We start from the raw sequence: 23,844 nt of genomic DNA on the forward strand, positions 1-23,844 counted from the left end.
CTCGCTCCGTCCGCTCAGTCCGCGCGCCGGTAGACCGAGCGCAGCAGTTGGTCCTTGGCCGGGCCGGTGACCCGCCACTCCAGGTGCCAGCGGTCCTCGGCGACGGCGGTGAAGGTGCCCTCGTAGCGGTCCGCGGCACAGGGGTGGACGGCAGTCCAGCGGCCGGTCCGCAGATCCAGGTCGTGGAACGGGCGGCCGTCGGCGAAGGAGACCGCGGCGGTGCCGTCGGACCGGGGCCGCAGCCGCAGTGTGCGGGTCGCCGGGTGCACCACGCCGTCCCAGGTCAGCTCGCCCTCCTCGGCGTGGCGGAGCACCCCGCCGGGGCCGTCCGGCCGGAAGTCCGCGGTGCCGCGGAAGCTGCCGTCGGTGCCGGCCCGCAGGTCGTGCACGGTGCGCTCGACGAGCCAACGGCCGGTGAGATAGGCGGCGGCGTCGGTGACCAGGTACATGCCCCCATTGTCGGGCAGCGCCGGGCGGTCACCCGATCGGCCCCACCGCGCGCCCCGCCGGCCCGGCCCGGCGCCCCGCACCGTGCGGTCCCCCGACAGCGGAATTACGCTCAGTGCGGAGATCACCACCGAAAGAGAACATCGCGGCCGGGTGCCCGTCCCGTGTGTGCCCGCCGCCGGCACCCACCCGGAGACGAGACCGAAAGGCCCACCCATGCCGGAGCTGTTCATCGGCGGTCAGTGGACCGCAGCGGCCGACGGGCAGGTGCGGGAGATCCGCTGCCCGGCGGACGGCACACTCGTCGCGACGGTCGACGAGGGCGGACCGAAGGACGTGGCGGCGGCGATCACCGCGGCCCGGCAGGCGTTCGACGACGGGCCGTGGCCGCGCACCCCGGCCGCCGAGCGCGGCCGGGTGGTGCTGCGGGTCGCCGAGCTGTTGGAGCGGGACCGGGAGGCGCTGGCCCGGGCCGAGTCGCTGGACACCGGCAAGCGGCTGGTGGAGAGCGGCTACGACATGGACGACATCGCCGGCTGCTTCCGCTACTTCGGCAATCTGGGGGCGGCCGGCGGCACCGACCGGGTGGTGGCCACCGGGATCGCCGAGGCCGACAGCACGGTGCGGCACGAGCCGGTCGGGGTCTGCGCGCTGATCACGCCGTGGAACTACCCGCTGCTGCAGACCGCCTGGAAGGTCGCGCCGGCCCTGGCCACCGGGAACACCTTCGTGCTGAAGCCGAGCGAGCTGACCCCGCACACCGCGATCCACCTGATGCGGCTGCTGGCGGAGGCCGGGGTGCCGGACGGGGCGGCCAACATGGTGCTGGGCACCGGTCCCCTCGTCGGAGCGCCGCTGACCGAGGATCCGCGGGTGGACATGGTGTCGTTCACCGGCGGCCTGGTCACCGGGCGCCGCATCATGGCGGCGGCGGCGCCCACGGTGAAGAAGATCGCCCTCGAACTGGGCGGCAAGAACCCCAACATCGTCTTCGCCGACGCCGACTTCGACACCGCCGTCGACTACGCCATGACGGCGGTCTTCCTGCACTCCGGGCAGGTCTGCTCGGCGGGCGCCCGGTTGCTGGTCCAGGAGGACCTGCACGACCGGTTCGTGGACGAACTGGTGACCCGCGCCCGGCGGATCCCGCTCGGCGGCCCGTTCGACGAGCGGGCCCGCACCGGTCCGCTGATCTCCGCGGCGCACCGGGCGAAGGTCGCGGCGTATGTGGCGGCCGGGCTGGACGAGGGCGCGGTGCTGCGCTGCGGCGGCGCGCCACCGGACGACCCGGAGCTGGCGGACGGCTTCTACTACCTGCCGACGGTGCTGGACGAGTGCACCCCGGACATGTCGGTGGTGCGCGACGAGTCGTTCGGGCCGGTGCTGACCGTGGAGCGGTTCCGCGACGAGGAGGAGGCGGTGTCGCTGGCCAACGACACGGTGTACGGGCTGGCCGGGGCGGTGTGGACGCAGGACAGCGAGCGCGCGCACCGGGTGGCGTCCCGGCTGCGGGCCGGCACCGTGTGGATCAACGACTTCCATCCGTATGTGCCGCAGGCCGAGTGGGGCGGGATGAAACAGTCCGGGATCGGCCGGGAGCTGGGGCCGGCCGGGCTGGCGGAGTACCAGGAGGCCAAGCACATCTGGCGGAACACCGCACCGCGCCCGCAGAGGTGGTTCGAGTGACCGGTTCCGGTTCCATTCCCCCCGGCTCCGCCGCCGAGGGGTCCGCCGACGACGGCGGGCACGAGGACGGGGCGCTGGCCGAGCTCGGCTACAAGCCCGAACTCAAGCGCACCCTCGGCAACTTCCACACCTTCGCCGCCGGCATCAGCTACATCTCCATCCTCACCGGCACCTTCCAGCTGTTCTACTTCGGCGTGAGCCACGGCGGCCCGGCGTACTGGTGGTCCTGGCCGATGGTCTTCGTCGGCCAGCTGATGGTGGCGCTGTGCTTCTGCGAGCTGGCCTGCCGCTATCCGGTGGCCGGGTCGATCTACAACTGGGCGAAGCAGCTGGGCGGTCCGCACGCGGGGTGGCTCGGCGGCTGGATGATGCTCACCGCGTCGATGGTCTCGCTGGCCGCGGTGGCGCTGGCCTACCAGGTGACGCTGCCGCAGATCTCGTCGTGGTTCCAGTTCGTCGGCGACGGCACCGGAAAGACCGACGCGGCGGCCAACGCGGTCCTCCTGGGCACCGTCCTGATCGCCTTCACCACCCTGGTCAACGCCTTCGGTGTGAAGCTGATGGCGCGGATCAACTCGGCCGGCGTGGCCATCGAGCTGATCGCCGCGGTCGTGCTGATCCTGCTGTTGGCCGCGCACCTCACCCGCGGCCCGGCGACCGCGCTCACCGACACCTTCGGCAAGGGCCACGGCGAGACCCTGGGGTACTTCGGCGCGTTCCTGACCGCCTCGCTCGCCTCCGCGTACGTCATGTACGGCTTCGACACCGCCTCCTCGCTGGGTGAGGAGTCCAAGGACCCGACCCGCAACGCCCCCCGGGCGATCCTGCGCGCGCTGATCGCCTCGTTCGTCATCGGGGGTCTGATCCTGCTGTTCGCGCTGCTGGCCGTCCCCGACCTGCACGACGAGCGGCTGTCGGTGGACGGCCTCCAGTACGTCGTGCTGGCCACCCTCGGATCGACGGTCGGGCAGATCGTCCTGTGGTGCGTGGTCGTCGCGATCACCGTCTGCGAACTGGCGGTGCACACCGCGGCCATCCGGCTGGCGTACGCGATGGCCCGCGACAACAACCTCCCGGCGTCGGCGCGGCTGGCCCGGGTCAGCCCGCGGTTCCAGACGCCGGTGGTGCCCGCGGTGGTGATCGGGGTGATCGGCGTCGCGATCCTGTTGATCAACGTCAATCAGCCGCAGATCTTCTCGGTGATCACCAGCATCGCGATCATCATGATCTATCTGGCGTATCTGATGGTGACGCTGCCGATGCTGGTGCAGCGGCTGCGCGGCAGGTGGACCACGCGCGAGGGCTCCTTCTCACTGGGCCGGTTCGGTCTGCCGGTGAACGTCCTGGCGGTGCTCTGGGGCCTGGCGATGTCCGTCAACCTCGCCTGGCCGCGCGCCGCGGTCTACAACGCCACCGGCCCGCAGCACTGGTATCTGCGCTGGGGCGCCTTCCTGTTCATCGGCGTCGTGGCGCTCGGCGGCTTCGCCTACTACTGGTTCGTCCAACGGCACCGCACCGGCGTGCTGGCCTCGCACGCCGCGGAGGGCGCGGACTGCGGCGACACCACGCCCGCACCCTGATCCCGCCCCTCCCGACCTGGAGACAGCGCCATGTCCGACGCACCGCACGTGGAGCAGACCGACTCGTTCGACTACGTCGTGGTCGGCGGCGGCACGGCCGGCGCGGTGGTGGCCGCCCGGCTCAGCGAGGACCCGTCCGTCACCGTCTGCGTGCTGGAGGCCGGCCCCTCCGACGTCGACGACGAGAACATCCTGCGGCTGGACCGCTGGATGGGCCTGCTGCAGTCCGGCTACGACTGGGACTATCCGGTCGAGCCGCAGGAGAACGGCAACAGCTTCATGCGGCACGCCCGCGCCAAGGTGCTCGGCGGCTGCTCCTCGCACAACTCCTGCATCGCCTTCTGGGCGCCGGCCGAGGACCTCGACGAGTGGGCCGCGCTGGGCTGTACGGGCTGGGCCGCGGCCGACTGCTTCCCGCTCTTCCAGCGCCTGGAGACCAATGACGCGCCCGGCGAGCACCACGGCCGGTCCGGGCCGGTGGTGCTGCGCACCGTCCCGCCCGAGGACCCGTGCGGGACCGCGGTGCTCCAGGCGTGCGCCGCGACGGGCATCCCGACCACCCCGTTCAACACCGGCACGACCGTGGTCCGCGGGGCGAACTGGTTCCAGATCAACTGCCGCCCGGACGGCACCCGTTCCTCCGCCTCGGTCTCCTATCTGCACCCCGTCATGGGCCGCCGCCGGAACCTCGACGTGCGCACCGGGGTGCAGGCCAAGCGGCTGCGCTTCGACGACGACCGGCGGTGCACCGGCGTGGACTACCTCTCCCCCGACCTGATCCACACCCGCACGGTCGCCGCCCGCCGCGAGGTGATCGTCTCGTGCGGTGCCATCGACTCCCCCAAGCTGCTGATGCTCTCCGGCATCGGCCCGGCCGACCACCTGCGCGCCACCGGCATCACGCCGCTGGTGGACGCGCCGGGCGTCGGCGCCAACCTCCAGGACCACCCGGAGGGCGTCATCATGTGGGACGCCCGGCAGCCGATGGTGGACACCTCGACGCAGTGGTGGGAGATCGGCATCTTCTACGACACCGAGCCGGGCCTGGACCGGCCGGACCTGATGTTCCACTACGGCCAGGTGCCGTTCGACATGAACACCTACCGCCGCGGCTATCCGACGTCCGAGAACGCCTTCTGCCTCACCCCGAACGTCACCCGTGCCCGCTCGCAGGGCACGGTCCGGCTGCGCACCCGCGACTTCCGCGACAAGCCCCGGGTGGACCCGCGCTACTTCACCCACGAGCACGACGTCCGGGTGATGACCTACGGGCTCCGGCTCGCCCGCGACATCGTCGCCCAGGCCCCGATGGCCCAGTGGGCCGGTGCGGAGCTCGCCCCCGGCCCGGACGTCACCACCGACGACGAACTGCTGGACTACATCCGCGCCACCCACAACACCGTCTACCACCCGGCGTGCACGGTCGCGATGGGCGCCGCCGACGACCTGGCCGCGCCGCTCGACCCGCGGCTGCGGGTGAAGGGCACGACCGGTCTGCGGGTGGCGGACGGCTCGGCGATGCCGTTCCTCACCGCGGTCAACCCGTGCATCACCACGATGATGATCGGCGAGAAGTGCGCGGATCTGATCCGGGGCGAGTGACCCTCGAGGCCGTCGGGGCTCGGCGCCCCTCACCCCGGTGGGCGCGACGCGCTCAGTCGGCGACCCGTTCCCCCGCCGGGCGCACGTGGGCCGTCCACTTCTCCTCGATGCGGCCGAACTTCCAGATGGCGAGGGCCACGATCCAGGTGAGGAAGAACAGCCCGACGATGGCGAAGCCGAGGACGTTGAGGTCCAGTCCGCCGATCCAGTCCCAGAACCCGCCGTGCAGGCCGAGCTTGTCGGCGAGCAGGCCGAGCAGCTCCACGGTCCCGATGATCAGGGCGACGGCGACCGACAGACCGGTGATGGTGAGGTTGTAGTAGACCTTGCGGACCGGCTTGGAGAACGCCCAGCCGTACGCGAAGTTCATGAACGAGCCGTCGATGGTGTCCAACAGGCTCATGCCGGCCGCGAACAGCACCGGCAGGCAGAGGATGGCGTACCACGGCAGCCCGGAGGCGGCGCCGGAGCCGGCCAGCACCAGCAGCGCGATCTCGGTGGCGGTGTCGAAGCCGAGGCCGAAGAGCAGGCCGAGCGGGTACATCTGCCACGGCTTGGTGATCGACTTCATGACGCGGCCGAGCAGCCGGTTCATCAGGCCGCGGTTGTTCAGCTGCTCCTCCAGCGCGGCCTCGTCGAAGTCGCCGGCCCGCATCCGCCGGAAGACGCCCCAGATCCCGACCAGGATCACGATGTTGATCGCGGCGATGACGTAGAGGAAGACGCCGGAGACGGTGGTGCCGATCAGCCCGGTCACCGCGTGCAGTTGGGAGTTGTCGTCCTTGACCGGTCCGGCGAGCGCCTTGACGCCGAGGGACAGCAGGAACGCCAGCCCGAAGACGATGCTGGAGTGCCCCAGCGAGAACCAGAAGCCGACCGAGAGCGGTCGCTGCCCCTCGTGCATCAGCTTGCGGGTGGTGTTGTCGATGGCGGCGATGTGGTCGGCGTCGAAGGCGTGCCGCATGCCGAGGGTGTAGGCGGTGACCCCGATGCCGATGCCGAAGCTCTTGGTGCCGAGGCTGTAGTGCTCCGGGGCCACGATCGCCACCAGGGTGAACCAGCCGATCACGTGCAGCGCGAGAATGAACCCGGCCATACCGGCCATCCGCCCCCACTCGGCGCGGGTCATCGACCGCGCGATCCGCTGCCGGCGCGACGGCGGGGCCTGACCGACCAGGGTCGGGGAGGGGGGCGTAGGCATGGGTGACACTGCTTTCTTCCGTTCCACCCCGGCCTCTACCGGGGTGCCCTCCTACATTCCTGCCAGCCGGTTTTACTTGCAACCAATGTGCAGTAAAGCTCGCGACTGATCTCGTGCGCACGGGTCAGGACGGGGTGTCGTCCGGAACGTCATCCGGGGCGCCTCCTTCGGCATCGGGCCGGAGCGCGGCCGACCGACGGGCGGGGACCGTCAGCGCCGGTGGCCACCCTCCGCCCCTGGTACTGGCCGCCCGCGCTGCCGGCGTCCGCGACCCCGGGTTCGGCGCCGGTGACGCGGACGCTGAAGGCGCCACGGCGGGCGCACGGCCGCCGTGCGCGGCGTGGTCGGCATGCCGGGCGGCGGGGGCGTCCGGCACCACGGGGCCCACCGCCTTCCCCACGCCGTAGGCGGAGCCGAATGTCGCGGCGAGCGCGGTGGCGAAGATCCCGACCTTCAGTCCGGTGTGCATGACGCGATCCCTCCTCACGGGCCGCCGGTGGCGAGTACCGCCGGTGGCGCGGCCGATCAACTCGCCCACACCATACCCCCTGGGGGTATTCGGTCAAGCCGCCGGAAAGGCTTGCGAGAGATACGGGTGGGGGGTATACGTGGAGCCATGCCATCGATACCCCCCTAGGGTATGAAGGGGGAGCAGGGGCCACAGCCGTCGGCCCCCGCACCGACACGGCGGACGCCCCTCCCCGACCGCCCGCCCGCCCGCCCGCCGGCGCCCCGTACACCCCCGTTCCGTGAGCTGCGAGGAGCAGACCGACATGACCACCACCAGCCCCGGCGCCACCGAGGTCGAGCTCGCCATCGGCGGCATGACCTGCGCTTCCTGTGCCGCCCGGATCGAGAAGAAGCTCAACCGCATGGACGGCGTCGAGGCCACCGTCAACTACGCCACCGAGAAGGCCAAGGTCGCCTTCCAGGACGACGTCTCGGTCCACGACCTGATCGCCACGGTGGAGGCCACCGGCTACACCGCGCAGGAGCCGGCGCCGGCCGCGACCGCCGGGGAGACCGCCGCCGCGGACGGCACGGGCGACGGCGGCGGCGCGGCACAGGACACGCTCCGCCCGCTGCGGCAGCGGCTGATCACCGCGGTGGCGCTGGCCGTTCCGGTGATCGCCCTGGCCATGGTGCCGGCGCTGCAGTTCGAGTACTGGCAGTGGCTGTCGCTGACCCTGACCGCGCCGGTCGTCACCTACGCCGCCTGGCCGTTCCACCGCGCCGCGTGGACCAACGCCCGGCACGGCGCGGCCACCATGGACACCCTGATCTCGGCCGGCACCCTGGCCGCGTTCCTCTGGTCGCTGTGGGCGCTGTTCTTCGGCACCGCCGGTACGCCCGGCATGACCCATCCGTTCGAGCTGACCGTCGCCCGCTCCGACGGCGCGGGCAACATCTATCTGGAGACGGCCGCCGCCGTGACCGCCTTCATCCTCGCCGGACGGTACTTCGAGGCGCGCGCCAAGCGGAAGGCCGGTGCGGCCCTCAAGGCACTGATGGAGCTGGGTGCGAAGGACGTCACGGTGCTGCGCGACGGGCACGAACAGACCATCCCCATCGGGCAGTTGCACGTCGGCGACCGCTTCCTGGTCCGGCCGGGCGAGAAGATCGCGGCGGACGGCACCGTGGTGGACGGCGCGTCCGCCGTGGACGCCTCCATGCTCACCGGGGAATCGGTGCCGGTGGAGGTCTCGGCCGGGGACACCGTCACCGGCGCCACCCTCAACGTCGGCGGCCGGCTGGTCGTCGAGGCCACCCGGATCGGCGCGGACACCCAACTGGCGCGGATGGCCAGGCTGGTGGAGGACGCCCAGAACGGCAAGGCGGCGGCCCAGCGGCTCGCCGACAGGATCTCCGCCGTCTTCGTCCCGATCGTCATCGCACTCGCCCTGGCCACCCTGGGCTTCTGGCTCGGCAGCGGCGCCGGGCTCACCGCCGCCTTCACCGCCGCGGTCGCGGTACTGATCATCGCCTGCCCGTGCGCCCTGGGGCTCGCCACGCCGACCGCGCTGATGGTCGGCACCGGCCGCGGCGCCCAGCTCGGCATCCTCATCAAGGGGCCGGAGGTCCTGGAGACCACCCGCAAGGTCGACACCGTCGTCCTGGACAAGACCGGCACCGTCACCACCGGCCGGATGACCCTGCTGGCCACCCACACCGCGCCGGGCACCGACAAGGCCGAAGCGCTGCGGCTGGCGGGCGCGTTGGAGCACGCCTCGGAGCACCCGATCGCGCAGGCCGTCGCGGCCGGCGCCGGCGCCGAGGTGGGCGCCCTGCCGACACCGGAGGACTTCGCCAACATCGCGGGACTGGGCGTCCAGGGCGTCGTCGAGGGACACGCCGTGCTGGTCGGCCGGGAGCAGCTGCTCGCCGAGTGGGCGATCACCCTCCCCGACGAGCTGGCGCGGGCCAAGGCGGCGGCCGAGGCGGCCGGGCGGACCGCGATCGCGGTGGCCTGGGACGGCGCGGCGCGCGCGGTCCTGGAGGTGGCCGACGCCGTCAAGGAGACCAGCCCGGAGGCGATCCGCCGGCTGCGCGCCCTCGGGCTGACGCCGGTGCTGCTGACCGGTGACAACGCGGCGGTGGCCCGCACGGTGGCGGCCGAGGTCGGCATCGACCCCGACCAGGTGATCGCCGAGGTGCTGCCGCAGGACAAGGTCGCGGTGGTCCAGCGCCTCCAGAAGGAGGGCAGGTCGGTGGCGATGGTCGGCGACGGCGTCAACGACGCGGCGGCACTGGCCCAGGCGGATCTCGGGCTGGCGATGGGCACCGGCACCGACGCCGCCATCGAGGCCGGCGACCTCACCCTGGTCCGCGGCGACCTCCGCGCCGCGGCGGACGCCATCCGGCTCTCCCGACGCACCCTGGGCACCATCAAGTCCAATCTCTTCTGGGCCTTCGCCTACAACGTCGCGGCCCTGCCGCTGGCCGCCGGCGGACTGCTCAACCCGATGATCGCGGGTGCGGCGATGGCCTTCTCCTCGGTCTTCGTCGTCGGCAACAGCCTGCGGCTGCGCGGATTCCAGGCAGCGGACAAGTGAGGCCCGGACGATCCCCGCGGCACCTCGTACGGGCCTGAGGACCCCCGCCCGGCCGGGCCGCCGACACACCGCCCGCACCGCCGACACCCCCGTACCGTCGGGCGGTACGGGGGTGTCGGCGCGCGGTGGCCCGCGAGGAGCCGGCCGGGGGTGCGCGGCGCGCCGGCCGCTCCCTGCCCTACCCTCGGGTGCGGGAGGTCGAGCGGATGCGAACGAGCCGGCGGATGCGGGCGGCCGGTGCCTGGGGGCACCTGCTGCTGGTCGCCGTGCTCGCGCTGGGCGTCTTCGCGATGCACACGCTGGGCCATCCCACCGGCCATGCCGACGCCTCCCGGGCACCCATGGGGACCGCCGCGCACGCGGCCGCCACCCGCGCCCACCCGGCCCCGGACCACGGCATGGCCACGATGGCCGGGCCGGCCGCGTCCCCCGAGCACCCCACCGCGCACCACGGCGACACCTCGCGCTCCCACCCGCCCGGCAAGGGAATGGACATGACGTCCCTGTGCCTGGCCGTCCTCGGGAGCTGGGCACTGGCCGGCCTGTTGTGCCTGGCGCTGCGCCGTCGGGCCGACCGGCCGGTCCCGCTGCGCGCCCGCACCCTGGCCGCGCTGCGCCCCAACCCCCCACCGCGCCCTCCGGACCTCGCCCACCTGTCGGTACTGCGGATCTAGGCCGAACGCCACCGCGGGCGCTGCACGCCGCCCGCACACCCCGCGTTCGCCCGAGACATCCACCGAACAGACAGCACGAGGTACCGACATGACCGCGCAGCAGCGCAACACCCCGCTTCCGACCGCCCGCCGGACCGCCCGCCCGGGGGCCCGCCGCCTCGCCCTCACCGGCCTCGCCGCCGCGGCGGCCCTGCTCCTCGCCGCCTGCGGCGGCACCACCGAGGGGAATCCCGAGAACGCGGCGAAGCACGGCGGCACGCCGTCGGCCACGGCCGGCACCACCGGCGCGAACCCGGCACCGGGCCCGGTCGGCGACACGGACGTGATGTTCGCGCAGATGATGATCCCGCACCACCAGCAGGCCCTGGAGATGGCCCGGCTCGCCGACGGCCGCGCCGCCGACCCGGAGATCAAGAAGCTGGTGGCGGCGATCGAGCAGGCCCAGGACCCCGAGATCCAGCGGATGCGGTCCTGGCTCAAGGCGTGGGGCAAGCCCGAGTCCGCCGGCAGCATGCCGGGCATGGACCACGGCTCGGGCTCGATGGACCACGGCTCCGTGGGGCACGGCTCCGGCATGTCCGGAATGATGTCCGAGAAGGACATGAAGGAGCTCAAGGCCGCCAAGGGCCGGGACTTCGACCGGAAGTTCGCGTCGATGATGATCGAGCACCACAAGGGCGCGATCGACATGGCCGAGGACGAGCAGAAGAACGGGCGCAACGCCACGGCCAAGAAGCTCGCCGATGACGTCGTCCGCGGCCAGTCCACCGAGGTCGCCCAGATGAAGAAGCTCCTCGACCGGCTCTGATCCCCGCCGTCGCGGTCGCCGCGGCCCGTCCCCCGTACGGGCCGCGGCGACCGCCGCGCACCGCCCGCCGCTCAGGCCAGATATCCGCCGTCGATGTCCAGGACGGCGCCGGTGACGAACGACGCCCCCGGGCTCGCGAGGAAGACCACGCCCGCCGCGATCTCCTCCGGCCGCCCGAACCGGCCCATGGGATTGGCCGCGCGCTGGGCGTCCGCGAAGTCCCCCTCCGGCGGGTTCATGTCGGTGGCCACACTGCCGGGCTGGACGACGTTGACCGTGATGCCGCGCGGCGCCAGGTCCCGGGCCGCGCCCTTGCTGTAGCCGACGATCGCGGCCTTGGTCGCCGCGTAGTCAGCCACGCCCGGGAACCCAGCACGGCTCGCCAGGCTCGAGCCGACGGTGATGATCCGTCCGCCCTCCCCCAGGACGCCGGCGGCGGCGCGGACGGCCGAGGCGACGCCCCCGACGTTGACCGCCAACTGCCGGTCGAACGCCGCGGGATCGCCCTCGGCGTCGTCCACCGCGCCGTTGACCGACACCGCCGCGTTGTTCACCAGGATGTCCAGCCGCCCGAAGTCGGCCACCACGGCGGCCACCAGGTCGGTGACCTGCTGCCGGTCCCCCTGGTCGGCGCGGTAGGCCGCCGCCCGGACACCGGTCCTCGCCAGCTCCGCCACCACCGCGTCGGCCCGTTCCCCGGACGCCGTGCAACTGATCGCCACCGCGGCCCCCTCGGCGGCCAGCGCCCGGGCGATCGCCGCCCCGATCCCCCGCGAACCACCGGTCACCAGGGCGACCTTGCCCGCCAGCACCCCGTCCGCCGTCCCGTCCATGGCCATGCCGACGCCCCGCTCCCTGCTGCTCATCACGCACCATCCGCGTTTTGGACTGATCAATACGAAATATGGACCGCACGCTACCACGACTTTGGACCGATCAGTACATAACCATGGTGTCACTCTCCGCCCCGGCGGGAGAGATCAAGAGGAGGGGAAGGGAAGGCCCGACGGCGCACCCACGCCCCTCGGTCACCCTGCACCGAGGGCCCCGCATCCGAGGGGCGCACCAACGCCCGCCCCAACAGGCGTTGCAGCGCACCCTGTTCGTCCCGGGTCAATCCGGCGAGCGGAGAGTCGGCACCGAGGAGCGCGAGCAGGCGCTCACGCATGTCGGCGCCCGTGACGTTCGGCGAGGTCCGGCCGGGCGGGGACGACCCCGTCCGGCACCCGCTCGACGCCTGAGCCCCCCGCCGCCGGAATCCACAGTCACCCAGGGCCTCCCCGACGCCCCCAACTCGGCGGTCAGGACGCCGAGTCGACGCACCTCGCCCTCGGTACGGGCCGATGGCGACGGCGGTGCAACCGGATCATGTCGTGTAGTCCGCGTTGATCCGGACGTATCCGGCGGACAGGTCGCAGCCGAACACGGTGGCCTCGCCGTCCCCGATGCCGAGGGTGACGGCGATGCCCACCTCGCTGCGCCGCATGGTGTCGGTGAGCTTCCCGAGCACGTCCGGGGTCGGCTCGGCCGGGTAGACCTCGGTGTCGCCGAACGCGACCGTGACATGGCCCGGCACGATGTCGCGGTCCTCGGTGTTCTTGCCGATGGCCATCAGGACCCGCCCCCAGTTGGGATCCGCGCCGTGCACGGCCGATTTGACCAGGGGGGAGTTGACGATGCTCTTGGCGACGCGCCTGGCCTGCGCGGCGTCGCGCGCCCCGGCGACGGTGACCCGGAGGAGCTTGGTGGCCCCCTCCCCGTCACTCGCGAGCTGTCGGGTGAGGTCCAGGCACAGGTCGGCGAGGGCCGCGGCGAACTCCGTCGGGTCGACCGGGCCGGCCGCGCCGTTGGCGAGCACCGCCACGGTGTCGGAGGTGGAGGTGTCGGTGTCCACGCTCAGGCAGTTGAACGTCCGGTCCACGGCCGTCCGCAGCGCGCGGTCCAGGTCCGCCGCCGCGATCGCGGCATCGGTGACGACGTAGGCCAGCATCGTGGCCATGTCCGGCTCCAGCATGCCAACGCCCTTGGCGATGCCGACGATCCGGGCGTCACCGACCGTGCGGACCGCGGTCTTGGGGCGGGTGTCGGTGGTCATCATGGCCCGCGCCACGTCCAGCGGCGCCGCGGTGAACGCGTCGGTGCCGTGCGGTGCGGCGTGGTCGAAGTGCCCCCGGATGGCATCCATCGGCAGCGGGCGCCCGATGACGCCGGTGGACCCGATGAGCACCTCGTCCGCCGGGATCCCGACGAGCCCGGCGACCCGGCCGACCACCTCGGCGGCGTTCTCCGCGCCCTGTCGGCCGGTGGCCACATTGGCGTTCTGGGCCAGGGTGACCACGGCGCGCAGCCGCCGCTCGGCGGCGTGGGCGCGGCTGAGGACCACCGCGGGCCCGGCGAAGAGGCTCTTGGTGAACATCGCGGCGCTCACCGCCGGCCGGTCCGACACCACGATCGATATGTCGTCACCCTGCTCGCGCAGCCCGCCGTGCCCGGTATAGCCGCGGAACCCCGTCGGCCACACGGGGCCGCCACCTTCAGAAGAATGATTATGCGTCACACAGCATACTTTTGCAGTCGACTCCCCGGTCTGTCCAGAGCCTGTCCGACGGCGGATCAGGGTCGGACAGGCCCTGGCACCCGGGCGGCGTTCTCCCGGTGCCGCCGGGCGCGCAGGGCCGACCCGCGGTGCGTAGCGTGGACGCTGTGGGGACTCCCCGCCGAGGAGCAGCGACATGAGGCCGGAACTCGACTACCGGGCGCTGTTCGCCGCGACGCCGAGCCCGTACCTGGTGCTGGGCACGGACCTGGTGGTCGTCGACGTCAACGACGCGTACTGCCGGGCCACCGGCCGGTGCCGCGAGGAGTTGGTGGGGCAGCACCTGTTCGTCTCCTTCCCGGACAACCCGATGGACCGGATGGCCGACGGCGTGCGCAATCTGCGCGCCTCCCTGGAGCGGGTCCTGGAGACCGGCAAACCGGACACCATGGGGGTGCAGCGCTACGACATCCCGGTCACCGCGCGGCCCGGAACGTTCGAGGAACGCTGGTGGTCCCCGGTCAACGCGCCGGTCCACGGGCCGGACGGGCAGGTGGCCTACCTCATCCACCGGGTCGAGGACGTCACCGAATTCCTCCGCACACGCGGCATCCCCAGCAGCGGCCGATGGGCCGAGCGCTCGCACACCGAGCGGGCTCAGAGCATGGAGGCCGAACTGTATGTACGGGCCCGTGAACTCCAGCGCCTGAACGACGAACTGCGGGCCGCGCACGCCCGGGAGCGAAAGGTCGCCGTCACACTGCAGGAGGCGATGCTGCACTCTCCCGACCTGGCCCGGCACGAGGACGTCGCGGTGCGCTATCTGCCGGCGGTCGGCTCGCTGAACGTGTGCGGCGACTGGTACGACGCCGTCGACCTGGCCGACGACCGCTTCTCGGTCGCGGTCGGCGACGTGGTCGGCCACGGCCTGGAGGCCGCCACCGTCATGGGCATGCTGCGCAGCGCGCTGTCCGCGGCGAGCCGGGCGGTCTCCGGGCCCGCGCAGGCGCTGGAGGTGCTCGGGCTGTACGCCCGTTCCGTGGAGGGGGCCCTGGCGACCACCGCGGTGACCGCCTTGATCGACACCCGCGCGAAGCTGATCGTCTACTCCAGCGCAGGCCACCCGCCGCCCGTACTGCTCAGCGCCCAGGGGAGCTGCCGCCTGCTGGACCAGGCCACCGACCCGCCGCTCGGCGCGCGCCCCGAGCACGTGCCCCGCCCGCAGGCCGGCATCGCCTACGGCACCGGCGACACCCTCGTGCTGTACACCGACGGCCTCGTCGAACGCCGGGACGAGGACATCGACTCCGGCCTCGACCGGCTCACCGAGGCGCTGACCACCATGTGCCACCTCAGCCCCCAGCGCCTGGCCGACGCCCTGCTCGCCCGGCTCGGCGTGGCCGGCGGCGCCCGCGACGACGTCGCACTCGTCGTCGTCCGCCTGTGACCGGGCCCCGTCCGGCGCCGCACCCGCCACCCGGCGCGCACGACACCGCCGCGGACAGCGTCCCGCGCCCGCCGTCCGCTCACACGCGGACGGCTGCGGGACGCTCCCCGCGGTGCGGGCCTACGCCCCGGCCCGCGCTCAGCCCAGCGACGAACCGGACGGGACCACGACGCCGTAGAGGTCACCGATCGTCGCGAGCGCGCTGTGCTGGAGCTGTTCGGCGGAGACCTCGGCGACCGCCGTCGCCAGCGGCCGGGTCGCGCAGGCGTCGGCGACGACGGTGGGCCGGTTGCCGCGCAGGAACGCGCCCTCCGCCGTGAAGGTCACGCACATGTGGGTCATGAACCCGATGACGATGACGTCCTCGTTCCCGGCGGCATCGACGCGGTCGCCCAGGTCGGTGTCGACGAACGCGTTGGGTGCGGTCTTCACCACGACCGGCTCGCCCTCGACGGGCGCCACCAGGGGGTGGATCCGGCCGATGTCGTCCCGGATGTCGTACGGGCTGCCCGCGCCGCCGTCGTGCATGACGTGGACGACCTCGGCGCCCGCCGCCCTGGCGCGGGCCAGCAGCGCGGCGGCGTTGTCGAGGGCGGCCTGCCATCCCGACAGCTCCATCACGCCGCGGGTGTAGGTGTTCTGGTAGTCGACCAGGATCAGCGTCGCATCGGCCAGCGACGCCGGCTTCTGGTCCAGGCCGTTGACGTCCCGCAGGGTCTTCGTCGGCATCGTCGTGCACACCTTCTTGGGCTGGGAATCGGAAAGTTGGGGCCACCGCGCGCTGGCACAGCCCACGCTACGATCCGGCCTACATGGCGGCAATGTCATGTAACTTGCAGATACAGACACGCCCGGCGCCGGCCCCACCGGTCCCGCCCGCGGCCTCGCCACGCCACCACGGCCGACCGGACGGAGCCCCCTTGAGCAGCGCCTTGAGCAGCGTCGAGCGGTTCATCGTCGTCCTCCTCTTCGACGGCGTCGACCTGCTGGACGTCACCGGCCCCCCGGAGGTCTTCGCCCTGCTGCGGCGGGAGACGGACGACGCGACGGGCTACCACGTCGTACTGGCCGCCGAGACCATGGACCCGGTCACCACCTCCGCCGGGGTGCGCGTCCTCCCCGACCTCACCTTCCGGGAAGCCGCCACGAGGGCCATCGACACCCTGATGGTCCCCGGCTCGGTCGAAGTCGACGACCAGCGGCGGGTGCGCGCCCTCACCGACCCCACGGTGGTCCGGTGGGTGCAGACCCTCGCCGGCCGGGCCCGGCGCATCGCCTCCGTCTGCGTGGGAGCGCATCTGCTCGCCGCCGCCGGCCTGCTGGACGGCAAGCGCGCCACCACCCACTGGTCGACCGCACGGCAACTCGCCGCCGAACACCCCTCGATCGAGGTCGACGCCGACCCGATCTTCATCCGCGACCAGGACGTGTGGACCGGCGCGGGCATCACCGCCTGCCTGGACATCTCGCTCGCCCTCGTCGCCGAGGACTTCGGCGAGGCCGTCGCGCTGCGCATCGCCAGGCAGTTGGTGATGTACCTGAAACGACCGAGCGGACAGAGCCAGTTCAGCGTCCCGATCGAGCCCCTCTCGACCACCCGGCGGATGGACGAGCTGCGCCACCACATCACCCGCCACCTCGCCGACCGGCTCACCGTCGCCGACCTCGCCGAGCACGCCCACGTCAGCGAACGGCAACTCACCCGCATCTTCAAGACCGAACTCGGCACGACCCCGGCGGCCTACCTCGAATCGGCCCGCGTCGAAGCCGCACGGAACCGACTCGAATCCACCGACGACACCCTCGAACGCGTCGCGACCGCCTGCGGCTTCCACACGACGGACACCCTCATCCGGGCATTCCGCCGCAAGCTCGACACGACACCGACGGAATACCGCAATCGCTTCCGGCACTCGGCCTAGGACCACGACCCCGGCCGCCCGACGGCCGGTCTGTGGCAGGCTCACGCCATGCCCTTCGACCACAACGACCACTACCACCGCTTACTGCTGCGCCAGGTGCCGCGGAGCTGCACCGCGGCCCTGGACGTCGGCTGCGGCACCGGCCGGTTCGCGCAGCGCCTGACCGCCCTGGGCATCGAGGTCGACGCGATCGACCCCGCCCCGGAGGTCATCGCACAGGCCCGCGCCCACGCGGAGCGGTCGGGCGGCGCCCATGCCCCCCGCTTCCGCCGGGCATCCGCCACCGACATCGAACTCCCCCAGGGGCACTACGACTTCGTCTCGTGCCTGGCGAGCCTCCACCACATGCCCTTCGACACGGTGGCCGCGCTACGCGACGCCCTCGCCCCGGGCGGGGTGTTGGCGGTCCTGGGGTGCTACGCGGAGCGGGGCTGGCGCGACTGGACGTGGGGCCTGGCGGCGGCCCCCACCAACGCCGTCGCCCGACTCGCCGTCGCCACCGGGGACCGGCTCCGCCCTGCCGCGGCGGCGCGCCGGGCCCGGCCCGCACCCCCGGTGAAGCAGCCGACGATGCTCCTGCCCGAGATCCGCCAGCAGGCCGCCGCGCTGCTGCCCGGATGTCACATCCGCAGACTGCTGTTCTGGCGCTACCTGCTCGTCTTCCGCAAGGACTCCTGACGAGCAGGCCGCGCCCCGGGCTCACTCGGACGCCGGACCCTTGGCCTCCCGGGCCGCGGAGGTGAGCGACATGTCGGCGTAGCGTTCGCCGGCGACCCGGCCGGCGAGCGGCTCCAGCAGGGCCAGTTCGTCGGCGGACAGGACGATGCGGGTGGCCCCGGCGTTCTCCAGGAGGCGGCCGCGCTTGCGGGTCCCGGGGATCGGGACGACGGTCAGGCCGTGCACCCGGGCCCGCTGCTGCACCCAGGCCAGCGCGATCTGCGCCGTGGTGGCGCCACGCTCGGCCGCGATCTTGTGCAGGGGCTCCAGGAGGGCGACGTTCGCCTTGGCGTTGTCGCCGGAGTAGCGCGGCAGCAACTGCCGGAAGTCGCCGCCGGAGAGTTCCTTGCCCGCATCGGCGAACGAGCCGGTCAGAAAGCCCCGGCCGAGCGGCGAGTACGGCACGAACGCGACACCGAGCTCGGCGGCGGCGCCCACCACGCTGTGCTCGACGTCCCGGCTGAAGACCGACCACTCCGTCTGCACGGCGGTGATCGGATGCACGCCGTGCGCCTCGCGCAGCTCGGCCCCGGTGACCTCGCTCAGGCCCAGGTGCTTGACCTTGCCCTCCCGCACCAGTTCGGCCATCGCGCCGACGGAATCCGCGAGCGGGACGCCGGGGTCACGGCGGTGCATGTAGTACAGGTCGATGACATCGACGTCGAGGCGACGCAGGCTCGCCTCGACGGCCTGCTTGATGTACGCCGGGTCGTTGCGGATCGCCCGGTAGCTCGGGTCGTCGGCGCGGTATTCGATGCCGAACTTGGTGGCCAGTGTGATCTCGTCGCGGTGCGCGGCGACGAACGGCGCGAGGAACTCCTCGTTGGCACCGACCCCGTACATGTCGGCGGTGTCGATGAGGGTGACGCCCGCCTCGACGGTGGCCTCCAGGGTCTCGCGGGCCGCCGCGTCGTCCGTCTCGCCGTAGGCGGCACTGATGCCCATCGCACCGAAGCCCTGGACACCCACGAGCGGGCCACCGGCGCCCAACTCGACCTTGCTGATCTGCTCCATGGCGTTGCTCATGATGGCGCTCAGGCCCCTTCCGACGCCCGCCGGGCGCCCGCATAGAAGTCGTTCTTTGTTTCGAGCACATCGCGGGCGCCCCGCAACCCCGCGATGCGCGCGAGGACCTCGTGCCGGGTCCGCTCCAGAATCTCCCGGCGTTCGCACGCACTGCGGTCCACGTCCGGGGACTGCACGGGAGTGGTGTCGATCGCCGTCATGCCCGTGACGCTAGAACGCTCGAGTGCACTCGAAGCAAGCGCCCGCCGCGCGGCCGTCCGCCCCACCATGTGTGTCGCTGGCCTACCGTCCATGGCCGCGCGTATAGCGTCGGCGCCGGACCCCGGCTCGTGTGTGGCCGTTCCTGGCCTGTCGAGGGTCACGAGCCGGGGCTGTACACCGGCCGGGCACCCGAATTCCCCGCCCGCAGCCCCCTCTCCCCGCCGCGGCGCGCGGCGCCACCGCACCCTCCACGCGACGGAGCCGGCACCCGTCGACCGACGTGTACCGGCTGGCTCCCCGCGGCACCCGCCCCGTGCCCGCGGGCAGGAAACCCCTCTCGCGGGACGGCACGAGCCGAGCGCCCACAAGTCGGCAGTTCACCGTCGCCGACGGCGAACTGCCGCGTCAGACCAACTGCGACCCACGCCGCGACGATGTCCACATCCGCGCCGAACGCATCCCGGCGATCCAGGTGACCGAAGAACTCGACGTCACCTCACCGAACACTGCGCTCCGCACCGATCCTCCACCGCCGCGGCTTGAGAAATAACCGCTGCTCTCGTTCAGATACGAGCGGCGCGGCGGCCCCGGCGGTAGAGCAGGGTGCCACCCATCAGCAGCACGGCGCTGGTCGCGATCGCCATGCCGGTCTCCGCCTCACCGGTCTTCGCCAGCTGGGGGCGAACGGGAATGTGGCGGTGGACCCGGTGCTCGGGAGCGGGAGCCGGAGCCGGAGCGGCCGGCACATGCACGTGCGGTGCCGCCGGGCGTTCGTGACGCATCTGCGGCTTGTGGTGCTCCTTCTCCTTCTTCTTCATTCTGCGGTGGTGCGGCCGCGCATGGCCCTTCTCAGCGTTGACGCAGTCGTTGCCGAAGGCGGGGTTGAGCGCCCCGACCACGTCCACGGTGTTGCCGCATGCGTTGACCGGGATGTGAACGGGCACCTGGACCTGGTTGCCGGACAGGACACCGGGTGAACCGGTGGCGGATCCCCCGGCTCCGGCGTCGGCGACCGACGCGCCGGCCCCTGCGAGCAGCAGGCCGCCAGTGGCAACCGACGCGGCAATGACCTTTTTGATCACGTGACTCCTCCTTGACAGCGCGGCCACATCCGCGGACCGCACAACACACAACGACGCCGGACGCAGAAAGCTCCGAATGCGCCATTTCGATCACTCTTTCAGCTTGATGTGCATACTCACTCCGGGAGAGAGGTGCTAATTATGTTTGTATGCCGATGCTTTTCTCATGACGCCGAGTCGCGGCAAATTCCAGGAAAATAGCACCCGGCAACACCTTCATATTCGTATTTCTAATCTGTAAAAAGGCATACGGAAGGGCGCCCCGAGTGCGGCATGCCACCCGTTCGTACGGAACTCGCAGGTGGCCTCGGAGCGCCCTGATCGGTAAGGGGTTGCTCAGTGACCGAGCAAAGGCAACCGGCCGAGGTGCAGAGGCCCGATATCGCTGGCGACCTTCAGCGGGTCACCGATGATCCCGCGGCCGCCCGCACCGAGGCCGCCGGCGTGGGCGGGTACCGAGAGGACCCCGGTGAGAGCCACGGCTCCCAGAAGGGTGACAAGGGCACGGCGCATGACTGCTCCTACTTCGTTCCGTACTGCTGACGTGCAGTTGGCACAGGCCACCCTGGCACTCGCCCGCCGCCGACTCCCTCGCCCACGCCAAGCGGTCACCTGATCGCGCGACACCGAAAAGCCCGAACAAGTCGCACCCCGATAACAACGCCCCACCCACACGACACAAGCCCCGCATTCCACCCCCTCGAATACCTTCGACCAAACAGGGGAATTCGACCTGACGCCGACTCCCACCCCGGGCTGCCGACGCCCGAAAACCTCCTCCCACCCGCCAAGTCGCAAATTCGACATCATACAATCCGGCGCGTCGTTGAACGACTTCAGAGGCATTTCGTATTAGCCTCCCTGGCAGTACGAAGTCGTTGCATAAACGACCTCACCCGCTCAATTCACCGGAGAAGAAATGCGCAAGCTTCACAAGGCTGCTCTCGTGGCTGCTGTCCTCAGTAGCGTCACCATCCTCGGTGCCGGTACCGCCAACGCCGATGGCGAGAGGGGCGGCGGCAGCGCCCGCTTCGACATCAAGCAGAGCGCCGAGTGCAGATCACACGACACCAACGTCGACATCCTCGGTGAGGTCGGGATCGCGAACGGTCTGGGCGGCAACCTCCTCAACGGCGAAGGCTCGCCGGGTGCGCAGAACACCCACATGGGCTCGACCATGGGCTGCAACAACGGGGCATTCAGCAAGTAACCGAAAACAGCCAGGGGTTCCGGCATCCAGGTCGCAGACCGGGCGCCGGAACCCCTGCATGTCGGGGGTCGAATCCCCTCCCACCGCGGCACGTTGAACCCCGACGCCGTCCACCCCGGCGGCACGCCGCGACCCGCGACTCCGGGCGACACCACACAGCAGAAGAGCCCCGCGCCCGGCCGAGTTCGTGGCGCCGACCACCTCCGCACACGACCAAGGGACCGGTCGCCGACGCGCGACCGGTCCCTTGGCATGGCAGCCGACGCGGGATCACCCGCCCCGACCGTCCGTCACATCAGACTCAGAGGCGGACGTGCGGACCTTTGAAGCCCTTGGGGGCCGAGAAGTGGTTGGAGCAGTTCATCTGCGGGCCGACATTCGTCTGCTGGTCGCCCAGCAGACCGCTCTCGGGCCACACCACACGGTCCCTGGCGGTCGACGCGCACCGCTGCTCCTGGTCGATGACGATGTGCTTGCCGTCCTTCGTCCGGTAGGCGGCCTCGTACTTGTGAACGCAGACCTTGTTACCCGTCTCGCCGCGGCTGCACTGATCCCCGCCCTCTGCATGCGCTTGGGAAGCGATGGCGGAGGCCGCGGTGAGGCCGCCCATCAGTGCCACGATTGCTGCGATCTTCTTGCGACTGAACATGTACTGCGTTCCTTTGTGGTTGACGCCGGGCGCGATGCACCGAACGAGCCCGCGCCCGAGCCCTGAGAATGCCGAAAAAGGGTTCTGGTGCCCGGACCCGAAGGCCGGACACCAGAACCCCGTCTTACTTACTTGCGGAGGGCAGCGCCGTTGTCGCAACCCATGTTCGAACCCTGGCGGGTCCCTTGCTTACCGGCCTCGCCCTCACCGTTGAGCGCGTTGCCCAACACACCGTTCAGCAGGCCGACCTGGCCGAGAACGTTGACGTTCAGGTCGTGCGACCGGCACTGGGTGTTCTGCTTGATCGACACCTCCTGACGGCGGTCGGAGCCGGACTGCTGGGCCGGACCCTGCTGCACCGGAGCCTGAGGAGCGGCCTGCGGAGCAGGAGCCTGCTGGACGGGGGCCGGCGGGGCGGCCTGGGGGGCGGGGGCCTGAGGTGCAGGAGCCGGCTGGACCGGAGCCGGCGGGGCGGCCTGCGGGGCCGGAGCCTGCTGGACCGGAGCCGGCTGAGCGGCCTGCGGCGCAGGGGCCTGAGGAGCGGCCTGCGGAGCCGCCTGCTCGCCGTGCGGGGAACCGCCGGTGGCGACGGCGCCTGCCGCGGACTGGGACACGGCCCAGGCCGCGACCTGCGGCCCGCCGCCGTACCCGTCAGCCAGGCTGACTCCGGCGCTGACGGTGGAGAAGCAGCCGACGGCTGCGACGACGATGGCAACTCTCTGAAGTTTGCGCATGGAACCTTTGATCCTTGATTGCGTTGGATGGAGATGACATGCCGCGATTACCTAGTGTGAGGATATGCAGACCCAGAGTGGCCAATCACGGATTTCGCCCCTCTACACACTTCGTGTCGGACCCGCAACAGGAGGCCCCACCACTTACGCCCGCGACGAGCCGACCACGGCGCCCCGTACCGCGAACGAAGTACGCACATTGATCACCGCCGACCCACACCGAGGAATCGCCAACCAGCGGACGAACAAGGCCAGTTGACGCCGACACGAGCAGCAGAAAAAGCGCGCGACGGGATCCAGGGCACACCACATGGCGCCTACCGAACTCTTCCCCTGCGCCCTCCGACAGGGAAACGAGACGGGCCCCCAACAGGGGCACGGGAGCCGCCCAACTGTCACCCGTTTGCCATCGGCGCCGCGTCCGCGATTCTTCGGAATCGACGAAAGCGCCGGCACCACAAGCCCGACGACAGACGCCCACAAGCCGACATGACGGCACGTCAGATAGCCCCATGGACAGCGCTTTGGCGCGGGTCGGGCCCCAACTCCCCCAGCGCCACGACACGGAGCACCCCGCCATGGGCCGGCGAGGCGCCCGTCACCCAACCGACACAAGGTGCACAACGGACTGGAACGCCCAGATTGGCTACTGCTAGTGTGCGCGCAGTCACAGCCAGCAAGCAGGGCTTAAGTACAGGTACGAAGGTCGAGGGTTCCATGCGCAAGCTTCAGCAGGTCATGATCGTGGCCGCAGCGGCCGGCGGTCTAACCGCCGTCGGTGCCGGGGTCGGCACTGCCTACGCCCACGAGGGCGGGAGGTCGCACAACGAGCTCTTCCGTCCGTACCAGGAGTGCAGCCCGCAGACCGTGGCCGATGCCAACCTCCCGCTCGGCGTGCTCGCCGTTCCCGAGACCTGGGGCACCACCTGCGGCCAGTTCAACCACTCCTTCACCAAGTAGGACCACCGGGATCGTCGCACCCGACACCGGACGCGGGCCCTTCGGGAATGTTCCCCCGAAGGGCCCGTTCTCTTGTTGCCGGCCGGCGCCGCCGCGCCGATGCGGCCGAACGAGTGGTTCACCAAGGACCTTTCGAGCCCCCCTCGGCCCGTTGAATCCCCAACCCACCAGGAACTTGGGATCGTTGCAGGCGTTCAACCCACCCAGGAAGCTCCTAGCATCCGGCGCGTCTCCCAGCAACCGAGAATCTTTCGTATTAACTATCCGCAATCGCACGAACTCGATCGGTGACCGATCGATTCCGCACCA

The 23,844-nt window shown here is 71.5% G+C and carries 22 protein-coding genes and 1 pseudogene; 12 read left to right on the forward strand and 11 right to left on the reverse strand.

The features are described 5' to 3' along the window. Positions 1-14: 14 nt before the first annotated feature. Complete coding sequence (locus tag SNOUR_RS08695; protein WP_067345260.1) at positions 15-449, reverse strand: DUF6314 family protein; 435 nt, start codon at positions 447-449, stop codon at positions 15-17. Between the two features lie 214 nt (positions 450-663). Between SNOUR_RS08695 and SNOUR_RS08700 the strand changes: the two genes are divergently transcribed. From SNOUR_RS08700 to SNOUR_RS08710, 3 genes are read left to right on the forward strand one after another with little or no spacing between them, the layout of a single operon-like run. Continuing rightward, positions 664-2,133 (forward strand): aldehyde dehydrogenase family protein, encoded by a 1,470-nt coding sequence (locus SNOUR_RS08700; protein ID WP_067345263.1) that lies wholly within the window; start codon positions 664-666, stop codon positions 2,131-2,133. Beyond that, positions 2,130-3,713, forward strand: a complete 1,584-nt coding sequence (locus SNOUR_RS08705) for an APC family permease (RefSeq protein ID WP_376738503.1) — start codon at positions 2,130-2,132, stop codon at positions 3,711-3,713. The genes SNOUR_RS08700 and SNOUR_RS08705 overlap by 4 nt, the downstream gene beginning before the upstream one ends. A gap of 30 nt (positions 3,714-3,743) precedes the next feature. Next, positions 3,744-5,315 carry a GMC family oxidoreductase gene (locus tag SNOUR_RS08710; RefSeq protein ID WP_067345265.1) on the forward strand — a complete coding sequence of 524 codons (1,572 nt, stop codon included), beginning with the start codon at positions 3,744-3,746 and terminating at the stop codon, positions 5,313-5,315. Positions 5,316-5,367: 52 nt separating this feature from the next. Here SNOUR_RS08710 and nicT read toward each other — a convergent pair whose 3' ends face one another. Continuing rightward, positions 5,368-6,444, reverse strand: coding sequence for a Nickel transporter NicT (nicT, locus tag SNOUR_RS08715; protein ID WP_067345268.1), 1,077 nt, complete (start codon positions 6,442-6,444; stop codon positions 5,368-5,370). Positions 6,445-6,640: 196 nt separating this feature from the next. Continuing rightward, positions 6,641-6,985 (reverse strand): hypothetical protein, encoded by a 345-nt coding sequence (locus SNOUR_RS08720; protein ID WP_067345269.1) that lies wholly within the window; start codon positions 6,983-6,985, stop codon positions 6,641-6,643. Positions 6,986-7,289: 304 nt separating this feature from the next. Here SNOUR_RS08720 and SNOUR_RS08725 point away from each other — a divergent pair, with 304 nt between their 5' ends. The 3 genes from SNOUR_RS08725 to SNOUR_RS08735 all read left to right on the forward strand — a co-directional run bounded on the left by SNOUR_RS08725 (position 7,290) and on the right by SNOUR_RS08735 (position 11,051). Next, positions 7,290-9,569: a heavy metal translocating P-type ATPase gene (locus tag SNOUR_RS08725; RefSeq protein WP_067345272.1), complete on the forward strand. Its 2,280-nt coding sequence runs from the start codon at positions 7,290-7,292 to the stop codon at positions 9,567-9,569. A 206-nt stretch (positions 9,570-9,775) separates the two neighbouring features. After that, entirely contained in the window at positions 9,776-10,243 is a 468-nt protein-coding gene (locus SNOUR_RS08730) for a DUF6153 family protein (RefSeq protein ID WP_067357923.1), read from the forward strand. Between the two features lie 88 nt (positions 10,244-10,331). Next, positions 10,332-11,051: a DUF305 domain-containing protein gene (locus SNOUR_RS08735; protein ID WP_067345274.1), complete on the forward strand. Its 720-nt coding sequence runs from the start codon at positions 10,332-10,334 to the stop codon at positions 11,049-11,051. A gap of 71 nt (positions 11,052-11,122) precedes the next feature. Here SNOUR_RS08735 and SNOUR_RS08740 read toward each other — a convergent pair whose 3' ends face one another. Together SNOUR_RS08740 and argJ are read right to left on the reverse strand one after the other, a co-directional pair. Further along, positions 11,123-11,917 carry an SDR family NAD(P)-dependent oxidoreductase gene (locus tag SNOUR_RS08740; protein ID WP_312632114.1) on the reverse strand — a complete coding sequence of 265 codons (795 nt, stop codon included), beginning with the start codon at positions 11,915-11,917 and terminating at the stop codon, positions 11,123-11,125. 500 nt (positions 11,918-12,417) lie between these two features. Further along, the gene (argJ, locus tag SNOUR_RS08745; protein ID WP_312632115.1) at positions 12,418-13,572 is read right to left on the reverse strand and encodes a bifunctional glutamate N-acetyltransferase/amino-acid acetyltransferase ArgJ; all 1,155 of its coding nucleotides are present in this window, start codon (positions 13,570-13,572) and stop codon (positions 12,418-12,420) included. Between the two features lie 211 nt (positions 13,573-13,783). Between argJ and SNOUR_RS08750 the strand changes: the two genes are divergently transcribed. After that, positions 13,784-15,034 (forward strand): PP2C family protein-serine/threonine phosphatase, encoded by a 1,251-nt coding sequence (locus tag SNOUR_RS08750; protein ID WP_067345279.1) that lies wholly within the window; start codon positions 13,784-13,786, stop codon positions 15,032-15,034. A gap of 138 nt (positions 15,035-15,172) precedes the next feature. On the opposite strand, the gene SNOUR_RS08755 is transcribed toward SNOUR_RS08750, so the two are convergent. Continuing rightward, positions 15,173-15,763, reverse strand: a complete 591-nt coding sequence (locus SNOUR_RS08755; RefSeq protein ID WP_067345282.1) for an isochorismatase family protein — start codon at positions 15,761-15,763, stop codon at positions 15,173-15,175. A 203-nt stretch (positions 15,764-15,966) separates the two neighbouring features. Between SNOUR_RS08755 and SNOUR_RS08760 the strand changes: the two genes are divergently transcribed. Together SNOUR_RS08760 and SNOUR_RS08765 are read left to right on the forward strand one after the other, a co-directional pair. Continuing rightward, the gene (locus tag SNOUR_RS08760; protein ID WP_067357928.1) at positions 15,967-16,956 is read left to right on the forward strand and encodes a GlxA family transcriptional regulator; all 990 of its coding nucleotides are present in this window, start codon (positions 15,967-15,969) and stop codon (positions 16,954-16,956) included. A 48-nt stretch (positions 16,957-17,004) separates the two neighbouring features. Then, positions 17,005-17,634, forward strand: a complete 630-nt coding sequence (locus tag SNOUR_RS08765; protein ID WP_067345284.1) for a class I SAM-dependent methyltransferase — start codon at positions 17,005-17,007, stop codon at positions 17,632-17,634. Between the two features lie 21 nt (positions 17,635-17,655). On the opposite strand, the gene SNOUR_RS08770 is transcribed toward SNOUR_RS08765, so the two are convergent. The 3 genes and pseudogenes from SNOUR_RS08770 to SNOUR_RS48175 form a co-directional block, all read right to left on the reverse strand. Next, a complete protein-coding gene (locus tag SNOUR_RS08770) occupies positions 17,656-18,699 on the reverse strand; it encodes an aldo/keto reductase (RefSeq protein WP_067345287.1) in 1,044 nt (347 codons plus the stop codon). 8 nt (positions 18,700-18,707) lie between these two features. Then, complete coding sequence (locus SNOUR_RS08775) at positions 18,708-18,899, reverse strand: MerR family transcriptional regulator (RefSeq protein ID WP_159425828.1); 192 nt, start codon at positions 18,897-18,899, stop codon at positions 18,708-18,710. A gap of 852 nt (positions 18,900-19,751) precedes the next feature. Then, positions 19,752-19,982, reverse strand: a pseudogene (locus SNOUR_RS48175) (chaplin); the annotation flags it as partial. Positions 19,983-20,321: 339 nt separating this feature from the next. Between SNOUR_RS48175 and SNOUR_RS46090 the strand changes: the two are divergent. Together SNOUR_RS46090 and SNOUR_RS08795 are read left to right on the forward strand one after the other, a co-directional pair. Next, positions 20,322-20,525 carry a hypothetical protein gene (locus tag SNOUR_RS46090; RefSeq protein ID WP_067345297.1) on the forward strand — a complete coding sequence of 68 codons (204 nt, stop codon included), beginning with the start codon at positions 20,322-20,324 and terminating at the stop codon, positions 20,523-20,525. A gap of 376 nt (positions 20,526-20,901) precedes the next feature. After that, a complete protein-coding gene (locus SNOUR_RS08795; protein ID WP_067345300.1) occupies positions 20,902-21,192 on the forward strand; it encodes a hypothetical protein in 291 nt (96 codons plus the stop codon). A gap of 301 nt (positions 21,193-21,493) precedes the next feature. Here SNOUR_RS08795 and SNOUR_RS08800 read toward each other — a convergent pair whose 3' ends face one another. Together SNOUR_RS08800 and SNOUR_RS44555 are read right to left on the reverse strand one after the other, a co-directional pair. Then, positions 21,494-21,841 (reverse strand): hypothetical protein, encoded by a 348-nt coding sequence (locus SNOUR_RS08800; RefSeq protein ID WP_067345303.1) that lies wholly within the window; start codon positions 21,839-21,841, stop codon positions 21,494-21,496. Between the two features lie 128 nt (positions 21,842-21,969). Further along, positions 21,970-22,575, reverse strand: coding sequence for a hypothetical protein (locus SNOUR_RS44555; RefSeq protein WP_099055667.1), 606 nt, complete (start codon positions 22,573-22,575; stop codon positions 21,970-21,972). A 717-nt stretch (positions 22,576-23,292) separates the two neighbouring features. Between SNOUR_RS44555 and SNOUR_RS08810 the strand changes: the two genes are divergently transcribed. Further along, entirely contained in the window at positions 23,293-23,535 is a 243-nt protein-coding gene (locus SNOUR_RS08810; RefSeq protein WP_067345305.1) for a hypothetical protein, read from the forward strand. The last annotated feature ends 309 nt before the right edge of the window (positions 23,536-23,844 follow it).

This window comes from Streptomyces noursei ATCC 11455 (assembly GCF_001704275.1).
In the GTDB taxonomy this organism is placed as follows: Bacteria; Actinomycetota; Actinomycetes; order Streptomycetales; family Streptomycetaceae; genus Streptomyces; species Streptomyces noursei.